General features: G+C 76.0%; 18 protein-coding genes and 1 pseudogene. 14 read left to right on the forward strand and 5 right to left on the reverse strand.

Features of this window, described 5'->3' with window-relative positions; genetic code table 11:
- The first annotated feature begins 94 nt into the window (after window positions 1-94).
- The 3 genes and pseudogenes from AC0GKK_RS14085 to AC0GKK_RS14095 all read left to right on the forward strand — a co-directional run bounded on the left by AC0GKK_RS14085 (window position 95) and on the right by AC0GKK_RS14095 (window position 2919).
- A pseudogene (locus AC0GKK_RS14085) lies at window positions 95-1284 on the forward strand (amidase).
- Complete coding sequence (locus tag AC0GKK_RS14090) at window positions 1281-1844, forward strand: hypothetical protein (protein WP_253069289.1); 564 nt, start codon at window positions 1281-1283, stop codon at window positions 1842-1844. The pseudogene AC0GKK_RS14085 and the gene AC0GKK_RS14090 overlap by 4 nt, the downstream one beginning before the upstream one ends.
- A 130-nt stretch (window positions 1845-1974) precedes the next feature.
- Entirely contained in the window at window positions 1975-2919 is a 945-nt protein-coding gene (locus AC0GKK_RS14095; protein WP_253069290.1) for a prephenate dehydrogenase, read from the forward strand.
- On the opposite strand, the gene AC0GKK_RS14100 is transcribed toward AC0GKK_RS14095, so the two are convergent.
- Together AC0GKK_RS14100 and ligD are read right to left on the reverse strand one after the other, a co-directional pair.
- Window positions 2916-3539, reverse strand: coding sequence for a putative glycolipid-binding domain-containing protein (locus AC0GKK_RS14100; protein WP_312888627.1), 624 nt, complete (start codon window positions 3537-3539; stop codon window positions 2916-2918). The two genes, AC0GKK_RS14095 and AC0GKK_RS14100, sit on opposite strands and share 4 nt — an antisense overlap.
- A gap of 52 nt (window positions 3540-3591) precedes the next feature.
- The gene (ligD, locus tag AC0GKK_RS14105) at window positions 3592-4506 is read right to left on the reverse strand and encodes a non-homologous end-joining DNA ligase (protein WP_253069293.1); all 915 of its coding nucleotides are present in this window, start codon (window positions 4504-4506) and stop codon (window positions 3592-3594) included.
- Between the two features lie 52 nt (window positions 4507-4558).
- On the opposite strand from ligD, the gene ku reads away from it, so the two are divergent.
- Window positions 4559-5524: a non-homologous end joining protein Ku gene (gene ku / locus AC0GKK_RS14110; RefSeq protein WP_253069292.1), complete on the forward strand. Its 966-nt coding sequence runs from the start codon at window positions 4559-4561 to the stop codon at window positions 5522-5524.
- A 9-nt stretch (window positions 5525-5533) separates the two neighbouring features.
- Here ku and AC0GKK_RS14115 read toward each other — a convergent pair whose 3' ends face one another.
- Complete coding sequence (locus AC0GKK_RS14115) at window positions 5534-6874, reverse strand: LCP family protein (protein WP_489881806.1); 1341 nt, start codon at window positions 6872-6874, stop codon at window positions 5534-5536.
- A gap of 149 nt (window positions 6875-7023) precedes the next feature.
- On the opposite strand from AC0GKK_RS14115, the gene AC0GKK_RS14120 reads away from it, so the two are divergent.
- The 8 genes from AC0GKK_RS14120 to AC0GKK_RS14155 all read left to right on the forward strand — a co-directional run bounded on the left by AC0GKK_RS14120 (window position 7024) and on the right by AC0GKK_RS14155 (window position 13019).
- On the forward strand, window positions 7024-7875 hold the full coding sequence (locus tag AC0GKK_RS14120; protein ID WP_476653431.1) for a nucleoside phosphorylase: 852 nt from the start codon (window positions 7024-7026) through the stop codon (window positions 7873-7875).
- An 11-nt stretch (window positions 7876-7886) separates the two neighbouring features.
- Window positions 7887-8945 carry an NAD-dependent epimerase/dehydratase family protein gene (locus AC0GKK_RS14125; protein ID WP_253069532.1) on the forward strand — a complete coding sequence of 353 codons (1059 nt, stop codon included), beginning with the start codon at window positions 7887-7889 and terminating at the stop codon, window positions 8943-8945.
- A gap of 78 nt (window positions 8946-9023) precedes the next feature.
- Window positions 9024-9671, forward strand: a complete 648-nt coding sequence (locus AC0GKK_RS14130; protein ID WP_073575722.1) for a glycosyltransferase family 2 protein — start codon at window positions 9024-9026, stop codon at window positions 9669-9671.
- Complete coding sequence (locus AC0GKK_RS14135; protein WP_476653427.1) at window positions 9668-10357, forward strand: TIGR04282 family arsenosugar biosynthesis glycosyltransferase; 690 nt, start codon at window positions 9668-9670, stop codon at window positions 10355-10357. Before AC0GKK_RS14130 ends, AC0GKK_RS14135 begins: the two co-directional genes overlap by 4 nt.
- Window positions 10354-10977: a methyltransferase domain-containing protein gene (locus AC0GKK_RS14140; RefSeq protein ID WP_253069312.1), complete on the forward strand. Its 624-nt coding sequence runs from the start codon at window positions 10354-10356 to the stop codon at window positions 10975-10977. Before AC0GKK_RS14135 ends, AC0GKK_RS14140 begins: the two co-directional genes overlap by 4 nt.
- Window positions 10974-12230: a molybdopterin-dependent oxidoreductase gene (locus AC0GKK_RS14145; protein ID WP_489881807.1), complete on the forward strand. Its 1257-nt coding sequence runs from the start codon at window positions 10974-10976 to the stop codon at window positions 12228-12230. Before AC0GKK_RS14140 ends, AC0GKK_RS14145 begins: the two co-directional genes overlap by 4 nt.
- Window positions 12214-12654: a hypothetical protein gene (locus AC0GKK_RS14150; protein ID WP_489881808.1), complete on the forward strand. Its 441-nt coding sequence runs from the start codon at window positions 12214-12216 to the stop codon at window positions 12652-12654. The genes AC0GKK_RS14145 and AC0GKK_RS14150 overlap by 17 nt, the downstream gene beginning before the upstream one ends.
- Window positions 12651-13019, forward strand: coding sequence for a PH domain-containing protein (locus AC0GKK_RS14155; protein WP_062399487.1), 369 nt, complete (start codon window positions 12651-12653; stop codon window positions 13017-13019). The genes AC0GKK_RS14150 and AC0GKK_RS14155 overlap by 4 nt, the downstream gene beginning before the upstream one ends.
- Window positions 13020-13026: 7 nt before the next feature.
- On the opposite strand, the gene hepT is transcribed toward AC0GKK_RS14155, so the two are convergent.
- Window positions 13027-13446 carry a type VII toxin-antitoxin system HepT family RNase toxin gene (gene hepT / locus AC0GKK_RS14160; protein ID WP_489881809.1) on the reverse strand — a complete coding sequence of 140 codons (420 nt, stop codon included), beginning with the start codon at window positions 13444-13446 and terminating at the stop codon, window positions 13027-13029.
- The gene (locus tag AC0GKK_RS14165; RefSeq protein WP_489881810.1) at window positions 13443-13841 is read right to left on the reverse strand and encodes a nucleotidyltransferase domain-containing protein; all 399 of its coding nucleotides are present in this window, start codon (window positions 13839-13841) and stop codon (window positions 13443-13445) included. The genes hepT and AC0GKK_RS14165 overlap by 4 nt, the downstream gene beginning before the upstream one ends.
- Before the next feature lie 80 nt (window positions 13842-13921).
- Here AC0GKK_RS14165 and AC0GKK_RS14170 point away from each other — a divergent pair, with 80 nt between their 5' ends.
- Complete coding sequence (locus tag AC0GKK_RS14170) at window positions 13922-15205, forward strand: geranylgeranyl reductase family protein (RefSeq protein ID WP_251783131.1); 1284 nt, start codon at window positions 13922-13924, stop codon at window positions 15203-15205.
- Between the two features lie 517 nt (window positions 15206-15722).
- A complete protein-coding gene (locus AC0GKK_RS14175) occupies window positions 15723-16955 on the forward strand; it encodes a serine/threonine-protein kinase (protein WP_405420258.1) in 1233 nt (410 codons plus the stop codon).
- The last annotated feature ends 24 nt before the right edge of the window (window positions 16956-16979 follow it).

The raw sequence follows: 16979 nt of genomic DNA on the forward strand, positions 1-16979 counted from the left end.
CGATCTGTTGCGGGCCCTCGACTCCGGGGAGCTCTCCCCCTCCGAGCACGTCGACGACGTGCTGTCCCGGCTCGGGTCCGACACCACGAACTGCGTGGTCGCCCTCGACGCCGACCGCGCCCGCGAGCGCGCCGCCGAGCTGACCGCGCTGTCCGCCGCGGGACGACGGCTGGGCCCGCTGCACGGCGTCGCCGTCGGGATCAAGGACCTGGTCGACGTCACCGGGCTGCCGACCCGGTGCGGCTCGCGGCTGCTGGCCGACGCCGCCCCCGCGACCGCCGACGCACCGGTGGTGACGATGCTGCGGGCCGCGGGGCCGTGGTCGTCGCGAAGCTCCACACCCACGAGTTCGCCTACGGCCCCACCGGCGACGTCGCCGCCACCGGCGCGGCCCGCAACCCGCACGACCCGGCCCGGATCACGGGCGGCTCGTCGTCCGGGTCCGCCGCGGCCGTCGCCGCCGGGCACCTCGCGCTGGCCGTCGGGACCGACACCGGGGCGAGCGTGCGCACCCCGGCCGCGCTGTGCGGCGTCGCCGGGCTGAAGCCGCGGCGCGGGGCCATCCCGGGCGAGCGGGTGTTCCCGCTCGCCGAGTCGTTCGACACGGTCGGGCTGCTGGCCGCCGACGCCGCCTCGCTCGCCGTCGCCCGCACCGCGCTCGGGGAGCCCGGCGCGTCGGCCGCGGCGGTGCTGCCCCGGATCGGCGTCGCCGACGACGACTGGTGGCGCCCGCACGACCCGGTGATCGCCGACGCCGTCCGGGCCGCGGCGGACGCGCTCACCGCGCTCGGCGCACCCGTCGCCGCCCAGGACACCCCCGGCGTGGCCGAGCTCGCCGCCACCTACCCGGTGATCACCGGCGCGGAGGCCTATGCGACCCACCGGCGCTGGTTCGCCGAGCGCCGCGACGAGTACCAGCCCGCGACGGCCGCCCGGCTCGCCCCGCACGCGGAGGCGCCGGCGCACCTGTACGTCGACGCCCGGCGCGAGCGCCGCCGGGTCGGGCGCGCCCTGCTCGACCGGCTCGGGGCCTCCTGCGACGTGCTGCTCTGCCCCACCACCCGGCTGCGGGCCACGCCGATCGGCGCGACCGAGCACGACGGGGTGCCGGTGCTGCCGTCGATGCTGCAGCTGACCTCGCCGTTCAACCTGCTCGACCGGCCCGTCGTCGCGCTGCCGGTCCCGGTGCCGGGGCTGCCCGCGGGGGTGCAGCTGGTGGGGATCACCGTCGGGGAGGACGTGCTGCTGGGGCTGGCGCGGGCGTTGGAGAGGGCGTTGCGGTGATTCTCCCGGTGGCGGTGGCGCGCGGGGTCGCCGCGGGCGAGGTCGACCGCGTGTACCGCCGCTGGGCGCGGTCGCGGGTGGCCGTGGGCTCGACGCTGCGCACCGCCGCCGGGGTGGTCGAGGTCGTCGCCGTCGACGAGGTGGACCCGGACCGCATCACCGACGACGACGCCCGCGCCGCGGGCGAGCCCTCCGCCGACCGGATGCGCCGCGCGTTCCGCGGAACGCGGTCCGACCCGGTGTTCCGCATCGGGCTGCGCTTCGCCGGGGCCGACCCGCGGGAGTCGCTGCGGGACGCGACCGGGGACCTCGACGACGTCGTCGCGGCCCTGGACCGGATGGACCGCCGGTCGCGCCGGGGGCCCTGGACCCGGCCGACGCTGCGGCTGGTCGCCGAGCTGCCCGGCGTACGGGCCGCCGAGCTCGCGGAGCGGGCCGGGCGGGACACCCCGGCGTTCAAGCGCGACGTCCGCGCGCTCAAGGAGCTGGGCCTGACCGAGAGCCTGGAGGTCGGCTACCGGCTCTCCCCGCGCGGGGCCGCGCTGCTCGCCGGCCCATGATCACCGGTTGTGGAGTCCGGAGTGCGCTGTCCGTGCCTCTGCGCTCCACAACCGGTGATCACCGGGTCGGGCGGTGCGACGAGCGGAGTCCGCGCGGGGCCGGGAACCGCGGTCTCTACCCTCGTGACGCATGCGAGCGGTGTGCGTGCTGGGGACCGGACTGATCGGCGGGTCGCTGATGCGGGCCGCGGCCCGCGCCGGGCGTGAGGTGTGGGGCACCGCCGCGTCCGAGCCCACCGCGGCTGCCGCCGTCGCCGACGGGTTCGACGTCACCACCGACATCGACGCCGCGCTGGCCCGGGCCGCCGAGGCCGACGCGCTGGTCGTCGTGTGCGTCCCGCTGACCGCGCTGGAGGCGGTGCTGCGCCGCGTCGACGCGGTCGCCCCCACCTGCCGGCTCACCGACGCGGTGAGCGTGAAGGTGCCGGTCGCCGACGCGGTCGCCCAGTTCGCACCGCGCACCCGGTTCGTCGGCGGGCACCCGATGGCCGGCACCGCCGAGTCCGGCTGGCCCGCCGGGTCCGCGGACCTGTTCGCCGGCGCCGCCTGGGTGGCCGCCGCCGACGACGGCCTCGACGTCGAGGTGTGGCGCGACGTCGCCGAGCTGGCCTGGGACTGCGGGTCCCGGGTGGTGCCCGCGGCCGTCGACGAGCACGACGTCGCCGTCGCCCGGATCTCGCACCTGCCGCACCTGTTCGCCGCGGTGCTCGCCTCCGTCGGCGCCGGTGAGCAGGGCGACGACCTCGCCCTCGCCCTGTCCGCGAGCTCGTTCGCCGACGGCACCCGGGTGGCCGGGACCCGGCCCGAGCTGGTCCTGGCGATGTGCGAGGGCAACCGGGGCGCGCTGCTTGCCGCCGTCGACGACGCGCTGGGCAGGCTCGGCGCGATGCGCGGGGCGCTGGCCTCCACCGGTGGGCTGGCCGCGACCGTGCGCTCCGGGCACGAGGCGCGGATGCGGTGGGCCTCGACCCGCGAGCCGCTGGAGGTGCCGGTCGACCTCGGCGCACCGGACGTGTTCGCCGAGCTGCGCGAGCTCGGCCGCCGCGGCGACGTCGTCGAGCCGGTGAAGCGCTAGAGAGTCACCCGGGACGCGATGCCCGGGTAGTCGAGGACGAAGCCGTCGTCGTCGACGGTCATGTCGGCGGCGAACGAACCCGCGGCGAAGCCGACGACCGCGGGCGTGCCGGGCGACCCGGCCGTCACGGTGCGGTAGGTCTGCTCGGTGTTCTCCACGGTCAGTGTCGGGAGGTCGACGAACACCATCGGCAGCACGTGCTCGGCGGGCTCACGGTGCAGGGCGAGGCGCCGGACCGGGAGCGCGTTGAACACCGGGCTGAAGGCGAGGTCGACGTCGCGGGCGCCGCCGAAGTGACCCCGGCTGCCGCCGGAGCCGTCGTCGACCAGCCAGACGCCGTCGGTGCTGCGCGACAGCGTGAGCTGCTGCTCCCCCTCGGCGGTGGCGACGTCGACGGCGAGCCGCGACAGCGTCCCGTCGCCGGCGACGACGAGCCGGTAGGACGCGGTGAGCACCCCGCCCTCCCCGCCGCGGATGATCCGGCCGACGGCACGGAACCCGCCGCCGTTGGTCGTGATGCGCGCCGACTCCATGCCCGCGGCGCCGTCGGTCTCGGGGTCGGACCGCCAGGTCAGCATGACCGCCACGCGCGTCACCTCCGGGTCGTCGATGTCGGGCACACCGAACCACATCGCCGCGCGGACCACGCGAACGGGTGATGATCAGCCGTCCTCAGCGGGGCTCCCGGCGGACGTCGGCGGCGTCGACGTCGTCGCGGATCCCGCGGAAGACCGGCTGCCGCAGCCGGCCGGCCGCCGTCCACCCGAGGTGGGCGACCTCGGCGACGACCGTCGGGGAGCACCAGCGTGCGCCCGCGGCGTCGACCCGGGGCAGGACCCGCGCGAACGGCGACTCCGGTGCCCCGGTCAGCCGGGCGGCGAGCAGCTCCTGCACCGCCGTCCCGGCCAGCCCGGACCCGACCCGGCCGGCGAACTCCAGCCCGTCCGGCCCGGGGACACCGAGCAGCAGCGCCCCGATCCGCCCCGCACCACCGGACCTCTCGGGTCTCCAGCCGCCCACCACACAGGACTGCGAGTGCCGGTGGGCGACCTTCACCCAGTCCGGGCTGCGCCGGCCCGGCCGGTACCGCGAGTCCGCCCGCTTGGCGACGACGCCCTCCAGCCCCCGCGACGCCGTCACCTCCAGCAGCGCGGCCCCGTCCGGGTAGAGCGGCGAGGTCTCGACGTGCGGGGTCGCGGACAGGTCGAGCCGTTCCAGGGTGGCCCGGCGCTCGGCCAGCGGGCGGTCGAGCAGCGGCACCCCGTACAGGCGCAGCACGTCGAACACCATGAACGTGACCGGGCGGCCGCCCGCGGGGCCGTGGATCCGGTGGGCGAGCGCGGCGAAGCTGGGGACACCACCGTCGAGCAGCACCACCTCGCCGTCGAGGAGCACGTCGGGGGCCAGGTCCACCAGACCGGCGAGTTCGGGGAAGTTCGCGGTGACATCGCGGCCGGAACGGGTACGCAGGCGCAGTGCCGGTCCGCCACCGCCGTCGGTGACCTCGGCCAGCACGCGCATGCCGTCCCACTTGACCTCGAACGACCAGCCGGCCCCGGTCGGCAGGGGTCCGGGGGTGGCGAGCATGGGCTGCACACCGTCATGCTGTCACTTCGGACGGCACGCGAGGGGGAACCGCATGCGCGCGATCTGGAGCGGGGCCGTGTCCTTCGGGCTGGTCAGCGTGCCGATCAAGGTCTATTCGGCGACGTCCAACCACGACGTCCGGTTCCACCAGGTGCACGGTGAGGACGGCGGCCGCATCCGCTACAAGCGGACCTGCGAGGTGTGCGGCGAGGAGGTCACCTACGCCGACATCGTGAAGGGCTTCGAGACCCCCGACGGCGAGCTGATCACCCTCGACGACTCCGACCTCGCGTCGCTGCCCGTGCGGACGGGGCACGAGATCGACGTCATCGAGTTCGTGCCGAACGACCAGATCGACCCGATGCTGTTCGACAAGAGCTACTACCTCGAGCCGGAGACCAAGGCGGCCAAGCCCTACGCGCTGCTGCGCGAGGCACTCGAGGAGACCGACCGCACCGCCGTGGTGAAGGTGGCGCTGCGCCAGCGCGAGACCCTCGCGCTGCTGCGGGTGCGCGGCAAGGCGATCGTGCTCCAGACCCTCATCTGGCAGGACGAGATCCGCGAGCCGGACTTCGACATCCTCGACAACGAGGTCGACCTCAAGCCGCAGGAACTGAAGATGGCGTCGTCGCTGGTCGAGAGCATGGGCGCGGACTTCGACCCGTCGGAGTTCCACGACGAGTACCGCGACGCGATGGCCGACCTCATCGAGGCGAAGCGCTCCGACGGCAACGCCCGCCCGGCGCCCGCCGCGGAGGCCGCCGACGACGGCGGGGACTCGATGAGCGACCTGCTGTCGGCGCTGCAGGCCAGTGTGGACGCGGCCCGGTCGACGAAGTCGGACTCCGGGTCGGGGTCCGGTTCGGGGTCCGGGTCGGCGGAGAAGAAGACCCCGGCCCGGCGGTCGTCCTCCCGGACGAAGAAGACCGAGGAGAAGGACGCCGGGACCGGCACCGACGACGCGAAGCCCGCGAAGCCGGCCACCACACGTCGGCGGTCGACGAAGAAGACCGCCTGACCGGCGCCCTCAGGGGCCGAAGCTGGACTCCGGCGGCGCCTGGTCGTTCTGCAGGGCGCCGAACAGCGCCTGGGCCCGGGTGCGGTCCCAGCGCAGGTTCGACCCGCCCGCGCTGCCCCCGATCGGGACGGTCGTCTGCACGCCGTCGCCGCCGGAGACGCCCTTCATCCCCCAGGCCAGGCCGGCGAGGTTCCAGATGTGGTCGGAGTCGTCGACGGTGATCGTGCCGGTCACCGCGGACGCCAGCGGGACCATCCGGAACGGGTTGATCAGCGTGAGCGGGCTGGTGGCCCTGCCCAGCAGCGCGGAGAGGAACTCGCGCTGACGCTGGACGCGGTCGAAGTCCGAGCCGGGCGTCGCGCGGGTGCGGACGTAGCCGAGCGCGGTCGTCCCGTCCAGCTCCTGACAGCCCGCCTGGATGTCGAGGCCCGCCTTCGGGTCGTCGATGGCGCCGGGGACGCACATGTCCACCCCGCCGACCGCGTCGACCGCGCCGACGAACCCGCCGAAGCCGACTTCGACGTAGTGGTCGATACGCAGGCCGGTCGCGGCCTCGACGGTCTCGACGAGCAGCTCCGGGCCGCCGAACGCGAACGCCGCGTTGACCTTGTTGCTGCCCCTCCCGGGGATCGGGAGGTACGAGTCGCGCGGGATGGAGACGAGCACGCTGCCGGAGCTGCCCGTGTGCAGCAGCATGATCGTGTCGGTGCGCTGGCCCGCCGCGTCACCGGTGGCGAGGCGTTCCTCGTCCTCGGCGGAGAGTCCCTCGCGGCTGTCCGATCCCACGATCAGGTAGTTCGTCCCCGACGACGACGCCTGGGAGTCCGCGGGCAGCGCCTGCACCCGGGTCATGTTCTGGTCGAGGTAGACGCCGAACCCGACGAACGCGACCAGCAGCAGGATCAGCACGGCCTTCCAGCGCCCGCGGGTGGCACGACGGACGCGGCGCCAGTCCGGCATCGACGGGCCGCGGGTGACCCGGCCGTCGCGGGGGGCCTGCGACGCGGGATGCACCCCGGCCCCCGCTCCCCCGGCTCCGGAACCGGAAGGGCGCGGCATGACCGGACCACGGGGCGGCGCGGCGGCCCGGGTCGGTGGCGGCGCCCCGGCGGCCCGGCCGGGCGGCGGCTTGCGCAGCGGTCCGCGGCCCCCGCGCGACGGCGGGGCCCCGGGCGGCTGCTGCGGCGGGGACGGCGGCGGGAGCGGACGGCCCCCGTGTCCGGGCAGCGGGTTGCGGGGCTGGTTCGTCCAGCCGGGGCTGCCGGGCCGCGCGGGACGGCCGCCGCGCGGCGGCTCGCCCTGCGGCGGACGCCCGCCCGCGGGGGGCGGGCCGCGGAAGTCTCCGGCCATGCCTGTGCCACCCTCCGATCGGCCCGGATCCTGGGCATCCGCGGCCGACGATACTGCGCGCCGTCGTCACCGGGACGCCGGGCGAGAGGGTCACCCCGCCCACCTGCGGTGTTCCACCCGACCGGGTGCGCGGGGGATGATCGTCGACGATGGACCTCCCCCTGCACGAGGACGACCTGGACGCCGAGGGCGTGATCCGGGCGTCGGCGATCACCCCGCTCCGCCCGGACATGCCGGCCGCGGCGGTGCTGTGCTGGTTCCCCGAGGTCGTCGAGGACGTCGGGACCCGCTCCGAGACGGTGACCGTGCTGCGCAGCGAGCTCGGCCGCAGCCCGGTGTGGCGTACGACCGGGCCCGGCGGGACACCGGTCGCGGTACTGCACCCCGGCGTCGGCGCGCCGCTGGCGGTGATGTTCCTGGAGCACCTCGCGGCGCTGGGCGTCCGCACCGTCGTCGGGGTCGGCGGGGCCGGGGCGCTGCGGCACGAGCTGACGCTGGGGCACGCCGTCGTCCTGGGCAGCGCGCTGCGCGACGAGGGCACCTCGTTCCACTACCAGCCGCCGTCGCGGACGATCGACGCCGACCCGGACGGTGTCGACGCGGTGGTCCGGGTGCTCGACGGCGCCGGGGTGCCGCACGTCGTCGGGCGGTGCTGGACCACCGACGCCGTGTTCCGGGAGACCCCGGCGCGGGTCGCGCGGCGCCGCGACGAGGGCTGCGCGGTGGTCGACATGGAGGCGTCCGCGCTGGTCGCGGCCGCGCGCCGGATCGGGGTCGGCTACGGCCAGGTGTTCCTCGCCGCGGACTCGCTCGCCGGGCCGGAGTGGGAGCACCGCGGCTGGACCAGTGCCCGCGAGGCCCGGGCGGGCCTGTTCGGCCTGGCGCTGGCCGCGGCCGAGACCTGGGACGGGAGCCGCGGCTCCGGGGCCGGACCACGCGACGACCCGGCCGGCGCCGCGGACGGGGACGGGCGGTGGGCGGGCGGGACCGGTACGCCCTAGCGTCTGCGGGCATGCGCGTCCTCGTCACCGGCGGTGCCGGATTCATCGGGTCCCACGTCGCCGACCGCTTCGTCGCGGACGGCCACGAGGTCGTCCTGTTCGACGCACTGCTGCCGCAGGCGCACGGCGGCGAGGCCCCGGAGCTGGACCACGAGCTGGTCCGCGGCGACGTGCGCGACGCCGACACCCTGTCCCGGCTCCTGCCGGGGGTGGACGCGGTCTGCCACCAGGCCGCCATGGTCGGGCACGGTGTCTCCCCCGCCGACGCCCCCGACTACGCCTCCCACAACGACCTCGGCACCGCGGTGCTGCTGGCGCAGATGCACGCCGCGAAGGTGGACCGGCTCGTGCTGGCCGGGTCGATGGTCGTCTACGGGGAGGGCCGCTACGACTGCCCCGACCACGGCGTCGTCCGGCCCGGGCCGCGTGCGCTCGACGACATCGACGCCGGACGCTACGAGCCCCGCTGCCCGGAGTGCGGCAAGGACCTCGAGTCCGGCCTCGTCCCGGAGTCCGCGCCGGTCGACCCGCGCAGCACCTACGCCGCCACCAAGCTCGCCCAGGAGCACCTCGCGAGCGCCTGGGCCCGCCAGACCGGCGGGACGGTGTGGTCGCTGCGCTACCACAACGTCTACGGCCCGCGGATGCCCCGCGACACCCCGTACGCGGGCGTCGCGTCGATCTTCCGGTCCGCGCTGGAGCGCGGTGAGGCGCCGCGGGTGATGGAGGACGGCCGGCAGCGCCGGGACTTCGTGCACGTCACCGACGTCGCGGCCGCCAACGCCGCCGCACTCGTCGCCGACCCGGAGCCGACCGGCTTCGGCGCCGCGAACGTCTGCTCCGGCGAGCCGCACACCATCGGCGACCTCGCCGCCGAGCTGGCCCGCGCGATGGACGGCCCCGAGCCCGAGATCATCGGCGGCGCCCGGCCCGGCGACGTGCGCCACGTCGTCGCCGATCCGGCCTACGCGGCGGCCCGGCTGGGCTTCCGCGCCCGGACCACCTTCGCCGACGGGGTGACGGCGTTCGCGACCGACCCGCTCCGTTCACCGATCACCACGAACCGCTGAGGGGCGCCGTTCGAACCTCCTGCGGGACCCTCCCGCATTCGGCGGGCGGTGGACCGGCGGAGAGGTGAAGATCGCGACGTGCACCCGGAGATCGTCCTGCCGTGCCTCGACGAGGCGGAGGCGCTGCCGTATGTCCTGAAGCGGATGCCCGACGACTGGCCGGTGATCGTCGTCGACAACGGGTCGACCGACGACACCGCGGCCGTCGCGCGCGGGCACGGGGCGCGGGTGGTCGTCGAACCGCGTCGCGGCTACGGCGCGGCCGTGCACGCCGGGCTGGAGGCGGCCAGCGGTGAGCTCGTGGCCTTCCTCGACGGCGACGGCTCCCTCGACGCCGACGTGCTGCCCGGCATGGCCGAGACCGTCGCGTCCGGCCGCGCCGACATCGCCGTCGGACGGCGGGTCCCCGACACGGTCGGTGTGTGGCCCTGGCACGCCCGCGCGGCGAACGCGGTGATCGCCGGGATGCTGCGGACCCGAGGGGTCCCGGTGCACGACATCGCCCCGATCCGGGTCGCACGCCGGCAGGCGCTGCTGGACCTGCGGATCGAGGACCGGGCGTTCGGCTACCCGCTGGAGCTGCTGCTGCGGGCGGGCCGGGCGGGCTGGCGGTTCGACGAGATCCCGGTCGCCTACTCCCGGCGTGCCGGCGGGCGGTCCAAGGTCTCCGGCTCGGTCAAGGGCACCGTCCGGGCCGGGCGCGACATGATCCGGCTGCTGCGATGACCGGCCCCGTCACCACCGTCGTCCTCGCGAAGGCACCCGAGCCGGGCCGGGTCAAGACGAGGCTGTGCCCGCCCGCGACGCCCGAGCTCGCCGCGGCGATCGCCTCGGCGGCGCTGCTCGACACCCTCGACGCCGCCGCCGGGGTGGCCGGGGACACCGTCGTCGCGCTGACCGGGGACCGGGCCGCCGCCGTCGGCGCGGCCGATCTGGCCGCCGCGCTGGACGGGCTCGCCGTCGTCACGCAGCGCGGGGAGGGGCTCGCCGCGCGGATCGCCGCCGCGCACGCCGACGCCGCCGCGCTGCACCCGGGCCGCCCCACCCTGCAGGTCGGGATGGACACCCCGCAGGCCACGGCCGAGCTGCTGTCCCACTGTGCGGACCGGCTCGCCGAACCGGGTGTGGACGCCGTCCTCGGCCCCGCGACCGACGGCGGCTGGTGGGTGCTGGGCCTGCGCGACCCGCTCGCCGCCGCGGCGCTGCACGGCGTGCCGATGTCGACCGCCGAGACCGGCGACCGGACGCTGGACGCGCTGCGGGCCGCCGGCCTGCGGGTGGCCCTCACCGAGCCGCTGACCGACGTCGACACGGGGGCGGAGGCCGTCGCCGTCGCCGCGCAGGTCCCGGGGAGCCGCTTCGCCCGCGCCGTCGCCGAGCTCAGGCTGCGATGTCCGGAGGTGTCGGTGTGACCGTGACCGCCGAGGGCTTCGACATGCCGTTGTCCGGCGCCCCCTCCCGCCTGCTCTGCGACGACGGCACCGAGATCGCGCTGGACGTCGGCCGCTGGGCCGACGCCGCCGGTGGCTGCGACGACTGGCTGCTGCGCCACTGCGCGGGCCCCACACTCGACCTCGGCTGCGGGCCCGGCCGGCTGCTCGTCGCGCTCGCCGCGCGCGGGATCGCCGCCCTCGGCGTCGACGGTTCCGCCGTCTCCCGGGTCCTGTGCCGCCGCCGCAGCGTCGCGATGGTCCAGGCCGACCTGTTCGGCCCGCTGCCCGGCGAGGGCAGCTGGTCCCACGTGCTGCTCGCCGACGGCAACATCGGCATCGGCGGCGACCCGGTCGCCCTGCTCACCCGCGCCGCGCGGCTGCTCGCCCACGGCGGGACGGTGCTGGTGGAGGCCGACCCGCGCCCCGAACACGCGTGGCGCGGTACCGCCCGGGTGCTGTGCGGCAGCGGTGCGGGCGAGCCGATCCCGTGGGCCGCGCAGGGCGCGGTGCCCCTCGCCGTGACGGCCGGGCGGGCCGGTCTGCGGGTGACCGACGTGCACCTCGGCGCCCGGGTGTTCCTGGAGCTGACCGGGCCGTGAGGCGCGTGGTGCGGTGGCGCAGCCCGATCCGGGGCCCCTGGCTGACCTCGATGTTCGCGCTGCCACTGCTGGTCGGGCTCCCCGTCGTGGCGTTCACCGGGCTGCTAGACCGGCTCGCCTACGGCCGGGAACAGGCCATCCCGGCCGCCGACGCCGTCGGCGGACTGCAGCTGCCGTGGTGGGACTGGCCCGCGTCACCGGCCTCGCTGTTCCGGCTCACCGAGGGCCTGCACGTCGGGCTCGGGATCGTGCTGGTGCCGCTGGTCCTGGCGAAGCTGTGGTCGGTCATCCCGAAGCTGTTCACCGCACCCGAACGCAACCCGGTGACGCTCCTGGAACGGCTGTCGCTGGTGCTGCTGGTCGGCTCGATCCTGTTCCTGATCGTCACCGGCCTGCTGAACGTCCAGTACGACTACGTCTTCGGCTTCTCGTTCTACGACGGCCACTACGCCGCGGCCTGGGTGTTCCTGGCCTCGTTCGCGCTGCACGTGGTCACGAAGCTCCCGACGATGGTCCGGTCGCTGCGGGGCCGATCGCTGCGCACCGAGCTGGCCACGCCGCTCGCCGCCACCCGGCCCGAGCCGGCACACCCGCTGGTCGCGCCCGACCCGGACCCCCCGACGATGTCGCGGCGCGGCGCGCTCGCCCTGGTCGGCGGCGGGATGCTCTTCGTCGCGGCACTGACCGTCGGCCAGTTCACCGACCGGCTCCGGTCGACGGCGCTGCTGCTGCCCCGCGGCCGGACGACGGCGCCCGACAGCACCGAGCGGGGCGGCCCGAACGACTTCCCGGTCAACCGCACGTTCGTCGCGTCCGGCATCGCCCCGGCCGCGGTCGGGAGCGCCTGGACGCTGACCCTGACCGGCGGCACGGCACCGGTGGTGCTCGACCGGGCGGCGCTGGCCGCGCTGCCGCAGCACACCGCGGAGCTGCCGATCGCCTGCGTCGAGGGCTGGTCGACCTCGCAGGTGTGGACGGGGGTGCGGCTGACCGACCTGGCCCGCGCCGCGGGCGTGACCGACCCGGAGACCGCGGAGGTGCGGTCGGTCGAGGTGGGGAGTCCGTTCGCCCGCTCGCTGCTCAACCGCGGCCAGACGCTGTCGCCGGACTCGCTGCTCGCGCTGCGGGTCAACGGCGCCGAGCTGTCACCCGACCACGGGTACCCGGCGCGGCTGATCGTCCCGGCGCTCCCCGGGGTGCACAACACCAAGTGGGTCGCGACGATCGGGTTCTCCCGTGCTGCTCCTCGGTAGCCGCCTGCTCGCCGCCCTCGGCTGCTTCGCGCTCGCCGGGTGGGCGGTGTACGCGATCGTCGGCGGGTCCCCGGACCTGGTCACGATGGCCTGGTGGTTCGCCGGCGCGGTCCTGCTGCACGACCTCGTGCTGTTCCCGCTCTACGCCGCCGGGGACCGGCTGCTGCTGCTCGCGCTGCCCCGCACCCGGGTGCCGCTGGTCAACCACGTGCGGATCCCGGTGCTCGGCGCCGGGCTCGCGCTGCTGATGTTCCTGCCCGGGATCATCCGGCAGGGCGCGCTGAGCACGCTGAACGCGACCGGGCTGGACCAGGAGCCCTACCGGATGCGGTGGGTGTGGCTGACCGTCGTGCTGTTCGCCGTCTCCGCGCTGGTCTGGACAGTGCGGACACTGCTCGCCCGCCGGGCAGTATCGGAGCCATGAGCGAACCCGTCTTCGACAAGCGCGACCAGCTCGACAAGGTCGCCGCCGGCCTGCTGGAGGGCGAGCGGATCATCGCCGTCTACGACGCGATCGGTGCCGGCACCGGCTTCCTCGGACTCACCGACCTGCGGGCGGTCCTGCAGGACAACTCCTTCGTCGGCAAGCGCACCGCGATCACCTCGATCCCCTACGGCCGGATCTCCTCGGTGTCGTTCGTCGCCGACCGGAACCTGCTGGGCCGGTTCGCGAGCTCCAGCCAGATCGCGATCACCGTCGGGGCGGCCGTGCACGAGGTGGCCTTCCGCGGCGACGACAAGGCCCGCCACGCCCACGACGTGATCCTCTGGCACCTGACCCGGTCGTGACCGGAGTTCACGCGTCGCGCAGCGCCGCCAGGAACGCGAGCAGGTCGGCAGGGCCCTGCGAAGCGATGGTGTGGACCCGGCGCAGGTCGAGCTCGCCGTAGGCGTGGACCAGTAGGTTGCGGAACGCGGCCACCCTGGCCAGCCGGTCCGCCAGTCCGGTCTCGACGACGCCGTGCCTCCCGAGCAGGCGGAACGCGTCACCGTAGGTGGGCGGCGAGCCGAGCCCCGATGTGACGCAGGCCGACACCGCCATGTCGATGACGACCTGGATGGCCTGCCACAGGTGCAGGACGACGGCGTCGGTCGCGTCGGTCATCGGGGCCAGCCCGTCCGGGTCCGACGGCAGCCGGTCCCGCACACGGTCGAGGTGCCGGCGGACCGTCGCCGCGCGCTCGGCGAGCAGTTCCGGCCGGATCGCCCCGCTCACCGCCCGAGCCCCGCGAGGACGTCCTGCTGAGCACGCCGGATCACGGGACCGGCGTCGCACCAGAAGCGGGTGGCCTCCAGCACGAAGTCGCGATACGCGTCGCCGGACGTGTACAGGGCGACGCCGTCGCGGGCTGCCTCGTACCGGAGCAGCGCGGTGGCCCGGTCGAGGTCGACGAGGTCGACGGCGTCCGTACCCAGCGCCGACGCGACCGCGTCGAGCAGCGTGGCCGGGTCGGCGTCGCCGCGATAGCCCAGGTCCCAGTCCGACCCGGCATACTCCTGACCGCGGCTGCGCGACCCGTGCAGGAGCAGGAGCGTCAGTCCCGGTACCCGGGCCGCCACCACCCGGACGGCGTCGAGCCGGGCCGGGTCCTGTGTCTGCGGTCCGATCACGGGTGCCACGGTAGCGGCCCCGGTCGTGACCGGGGGCACGCTCGGCGGCGGCCGCCCGGCCGGGTTGCGACACTGGGGTCATGAGCACCGGCCCCGTCCCGCCCGCCACCACTCCGGACTCCACCGACGTGCTCGTCGTCGGGGCGGGACCGGCCGGGTCGGCGGCGGCGGCGTGGGCGGCCCGGCACGGGCTCGACGTCGTCCTCGCCGACTCCGCCACCTTCCCCCGCGACAAGGCCTGCGGTGACGGGCTGACCCCGCGCGCGATCGCCGAGCTGGGGCACCTGGGCCTCGGTGGCTGGGTCGACTCGCACGGCACCAACCAGGGGCTGCGCGCGCACGGGTTCGGGCAGGTCCTGGAGCTGCCGTGGCCGGGCGGGTCGCTGCCGGCGCACGGCTCGGCGATCCCGCGCACCGAGCTCGACGCGGGCATCCGCCGGGTCGCCCTGGAGGCCGGCGCGACCCCGATGGAGGGCGCCAAGGCCGTCGACGTGACGTTCGCCGGGGGCCGGGTCGACTCCGTGCTGTTCGACGACGGCCGCTCCGTCCGGTGCCGCAGACTCGTCGTCGCCGACGGGGCGCGCTCCACGCTCGGGCGGGTGCTGGGCCGGGAGTGGCACCAGGACACCGCCTACGGCGTCGCCGCCCGTGGCTACGTCAGCTCCGGCCGGCACGACGACCCGTGGATCAGCTCGCACCTGGAGCTGCGTGGCGAGGCCGACGAGGTCCTGGCCGGGTACGGCTGGCTGTTCCCGCTGAACGACGGCCGGGTCAACATCGGCGTCGGCACCCTGGCCACCGACCGGCGCCCGGCGAACATCAAGCTGCGCGGCCTGATCGACCACTACGCGAACGCGCGCCGCGCCGAGTGGGAGCTCGGCCCGGAGGTCGAGCTGGTCCGCTCCGCGCTGCTGCCGATGGGCGGGGCGGTGTCCGGCGTCGCCGGGCCGAACTGGGCGCTGGTCGGCGACGCGGCGGGCTGCGTGAACCCGCTCAACGGGGAGGGCATCGACTACGGCCTGGAGACCGGCCGGCTGGTCGCGGAGCTGCTCGCGTCGGGCGCCGACCTGGACCGCGCCTGGCCCGCCACCCTGCGCTCGCACTACGGCCTGGCGTTCTCGATCGCGCGGCGGCTCGCCGGGCTCATCACGATCCCGCGGCTGCTGCCGCTGGCCGGGCCGGTCGGGATGCGGTCGCGGGCCCTGATGACCGTCGCGCTGCGAGTGATGGGCAACCTCGTGACCGACGAGGACCGCGACCTGACCGCCCGTGCCTGGCGGGCCGCCGGGAAGCTGTCGGTCCGTCTCGACGACCGGCCCCCGTTCCCCGCGGCCGACCTGCGCACACCGGTCACGGCGCGCTGAGGGCTCCGGGGCGGGAGGATCACCGGGTGGTGGCAGCGTGCCGTCCACCGGGGTGACCGGTTCCGGACGGTACGGTCGCCGCCAGGAGGTCCGCCACGACGGCGGACGGCCGGTGCACGCGCCCGCGGCCCGGCTGTACCAGCAGACCGGGAGGGCCCGTGACCCGCGGCGACGATCCGGAGCGCACCCGCAGGGATGCGTCCGACCCGTGGCGGACGGGGAACCGCCGGCAGCGGCCGCCGGGCGGCCCCGGGCCCGACCCCACCCGTCGCGTCGGCGGGGCCCGGCCCACGCCGCGCCGCGCCGACGACGACCCGGCGACCCGCAGCAACGCCCCGGACGCCACCCGCCGGGTCGGCCCGCCCCCGGGCCCGGCCGCCCGGGCCCCGGTGGGCCCGGTACCCCCGCGGACGGCACCCGGCGCCTCGGGCCCGGAGAAGCCCCGACCCACCACCTCGGCGCCCCGCCGACCGCCGCCCACGGCGCGCCGCGCCCGTCGCGCCCGGACGCGACCCGGATGATGCCCGCCCCCATCACCGAGCCCGAGCTGCTCGGCGGCCGGTACCGGCTGGAGGGGCTGCTCGGCCAGGGCGGGATGTCCGACGTGCACCGGGCCACCGACACCCGGCTCAACCGGCCGGTCGCGGTGAAGATCTTCGGTGCGGCCGACGACCCGAGTGCCGACCAGCGCTTCGAGCAGGAGGCGCAGGTCATGGCGAACCTGCGCCACCCGGGGCTGGTCGCGGTGCACGACTTCGCCGTCGAGGCCGACCGCGCCTACCTGGTCATGGAGCTCGTCGACGGGCCCACGCTCAAGGACGTCATCGCCCGCGAGGACCTGCCGCCCGAGGACATCCGCCGGATCGGCACCGAGGTCGCCCAGACCCTGGCCTACGTCCACTCGCAGGGCGTCACGCACCGCGACATCAAGCCGTCGAACATCCTCGTCGACTCCGACGGCCGGGCCCGGCTCGCCGACTTCGGCATCGCCGCCCTGCTCGGCGCCGACGGCCACACCGCGGCCGGCGAGATCATCGGGACACCGGCGTACCTGTCGCCGGAGCAGGTCCAGGGCCGACCGGTCGGGCCGCCGACCGACGTGTACGCGCTCGGCCTCGTGCTGCTGGAGGCCTGGACCGGGCGGCAGGAGTACCAGGGCCAGGGGCTGCAGGGCGCCGCCGAGCGCGTGAACCGCGCCCCGGTGGTGCCCGCGGACGTGCCCGAACCGGTGCGGACGGCGATCGACCGGTCCACCGCGACCGACCCGCAGCGACGCCCGGACGCCCGCCGCGTCGCCGAGATCCTCTCCGAGCCGGCCGCCGTCGCTCCGCCGGTCGTCGCGCCGGAGCCGGAGCCCGAACCGCGTGACCTCGGCTCGTCGGGGATCGGCAAGTGGATCGCGATCGGCGCGCTCGTCGTCGCGCTGCTGGTGCTGCTCCTCGGGTTCCTGCTGTTCGGCAACGGCGACTCCGACACCCAGGCCCCGCCGACCACCGAGACCAGCGCACCGCCCACCACCGAGACGACGACCGAGGCCCCGACAAGCGAGAACGACGGCGGCATCCAGCTGCCGAGCAACATCCCGGGTCTGCCGTCGGGTCTGCCCTCTCTCCCGTCGAACCTGCCGTCGCTGCCGAGCGAGCTGCCGTCGCTGCCGTCGAACCTGCCCGATCCCGGCCAGATCGGTCAGGACGCGCAGGGTTTCTGGGAGTCGATCCAGCGCTGGTGGTCCGGGATCACCGGGAACTGACGTGACCCGTCCGACCCGGTGCGG

The sequence above is a fragment of the Pseudonocardia sp. P-1 genome (assembly GCF_058111925.1).

Bases quoted from the DNA above. Each gene is read 5' to 3' on its own strand.
- AC0GKK_RS14095 (WP_253069290.1), top strand. From the start codon at position 1,975: ATGCGAGCGGTGTGCGTGCTGGGGACCGGACTGATCGGCGGGTCGCTG.
- ligD (WP_253069293.1), bottom strand. From the start codon at position 4,506: ATGCTCGCCACCCCCGGACCCCTGCCGACCGGGGCCGGCTGGTCGTTC.
- ku (WP_253069292.1), top strand. From the start codon at position 4,559: ATGCGCGCGATCTGGAGCGGGGCCGTGTCCTTCGGGCTGGTCAGCGTG.
- AC0GKK_RS14115 (WP_489881806.1), bottom strand. From the start codon at position 6,874: ATGGCCGGAGACTTCCGCGGCCCGCCCCCCGCGGGCGGGCGTCCGCCG.
- AC0GKK_RS14120 (WP_476653431.1), top strand. From the start codon at position 7,024: ATGGACCTCCCCCTGCACGAGGACGACCTGGACGCCGAGGGCGTGATC.
- AC0GKK_RS14125 (WP_253069532.1), top strand. From the start codon at position 7,887: ATGCGCGTCCTCGTCACCGGCGGTGCCGGATTCATCGGGTCCCACGTC.
- AC0GKK_RS14135 (WP_476653427.1), top strand. From the start codon at position 9,668: ATGACCGGCCCCGTCACCACCGTCGTCCTCGCGAAGGCACCCGAGCCG.
- AC0GKK_RS14155 (WP_062399487.1), top strand. From the start codon at position 12,651: ATGAGCGAACCCGTCTTCGACAAGCGCGACCAGCTCGACAAGGTCGCC.
- AC0GKK_RS14170 (WP_251783131.1), top strand. From the start codon at position 13,922: ATGAGCACCGGCCCCGTCCCGCCCGCCACCACTCCGGACTCCACCGAC.
- AC0GKK_RS14175 (WP_405420258.1), top strand. From the start codon at position 15,723: ATGATGCCCGCCCCCATCACCGAGCCCGAGCTGCTCGGCGGCCGGTAC.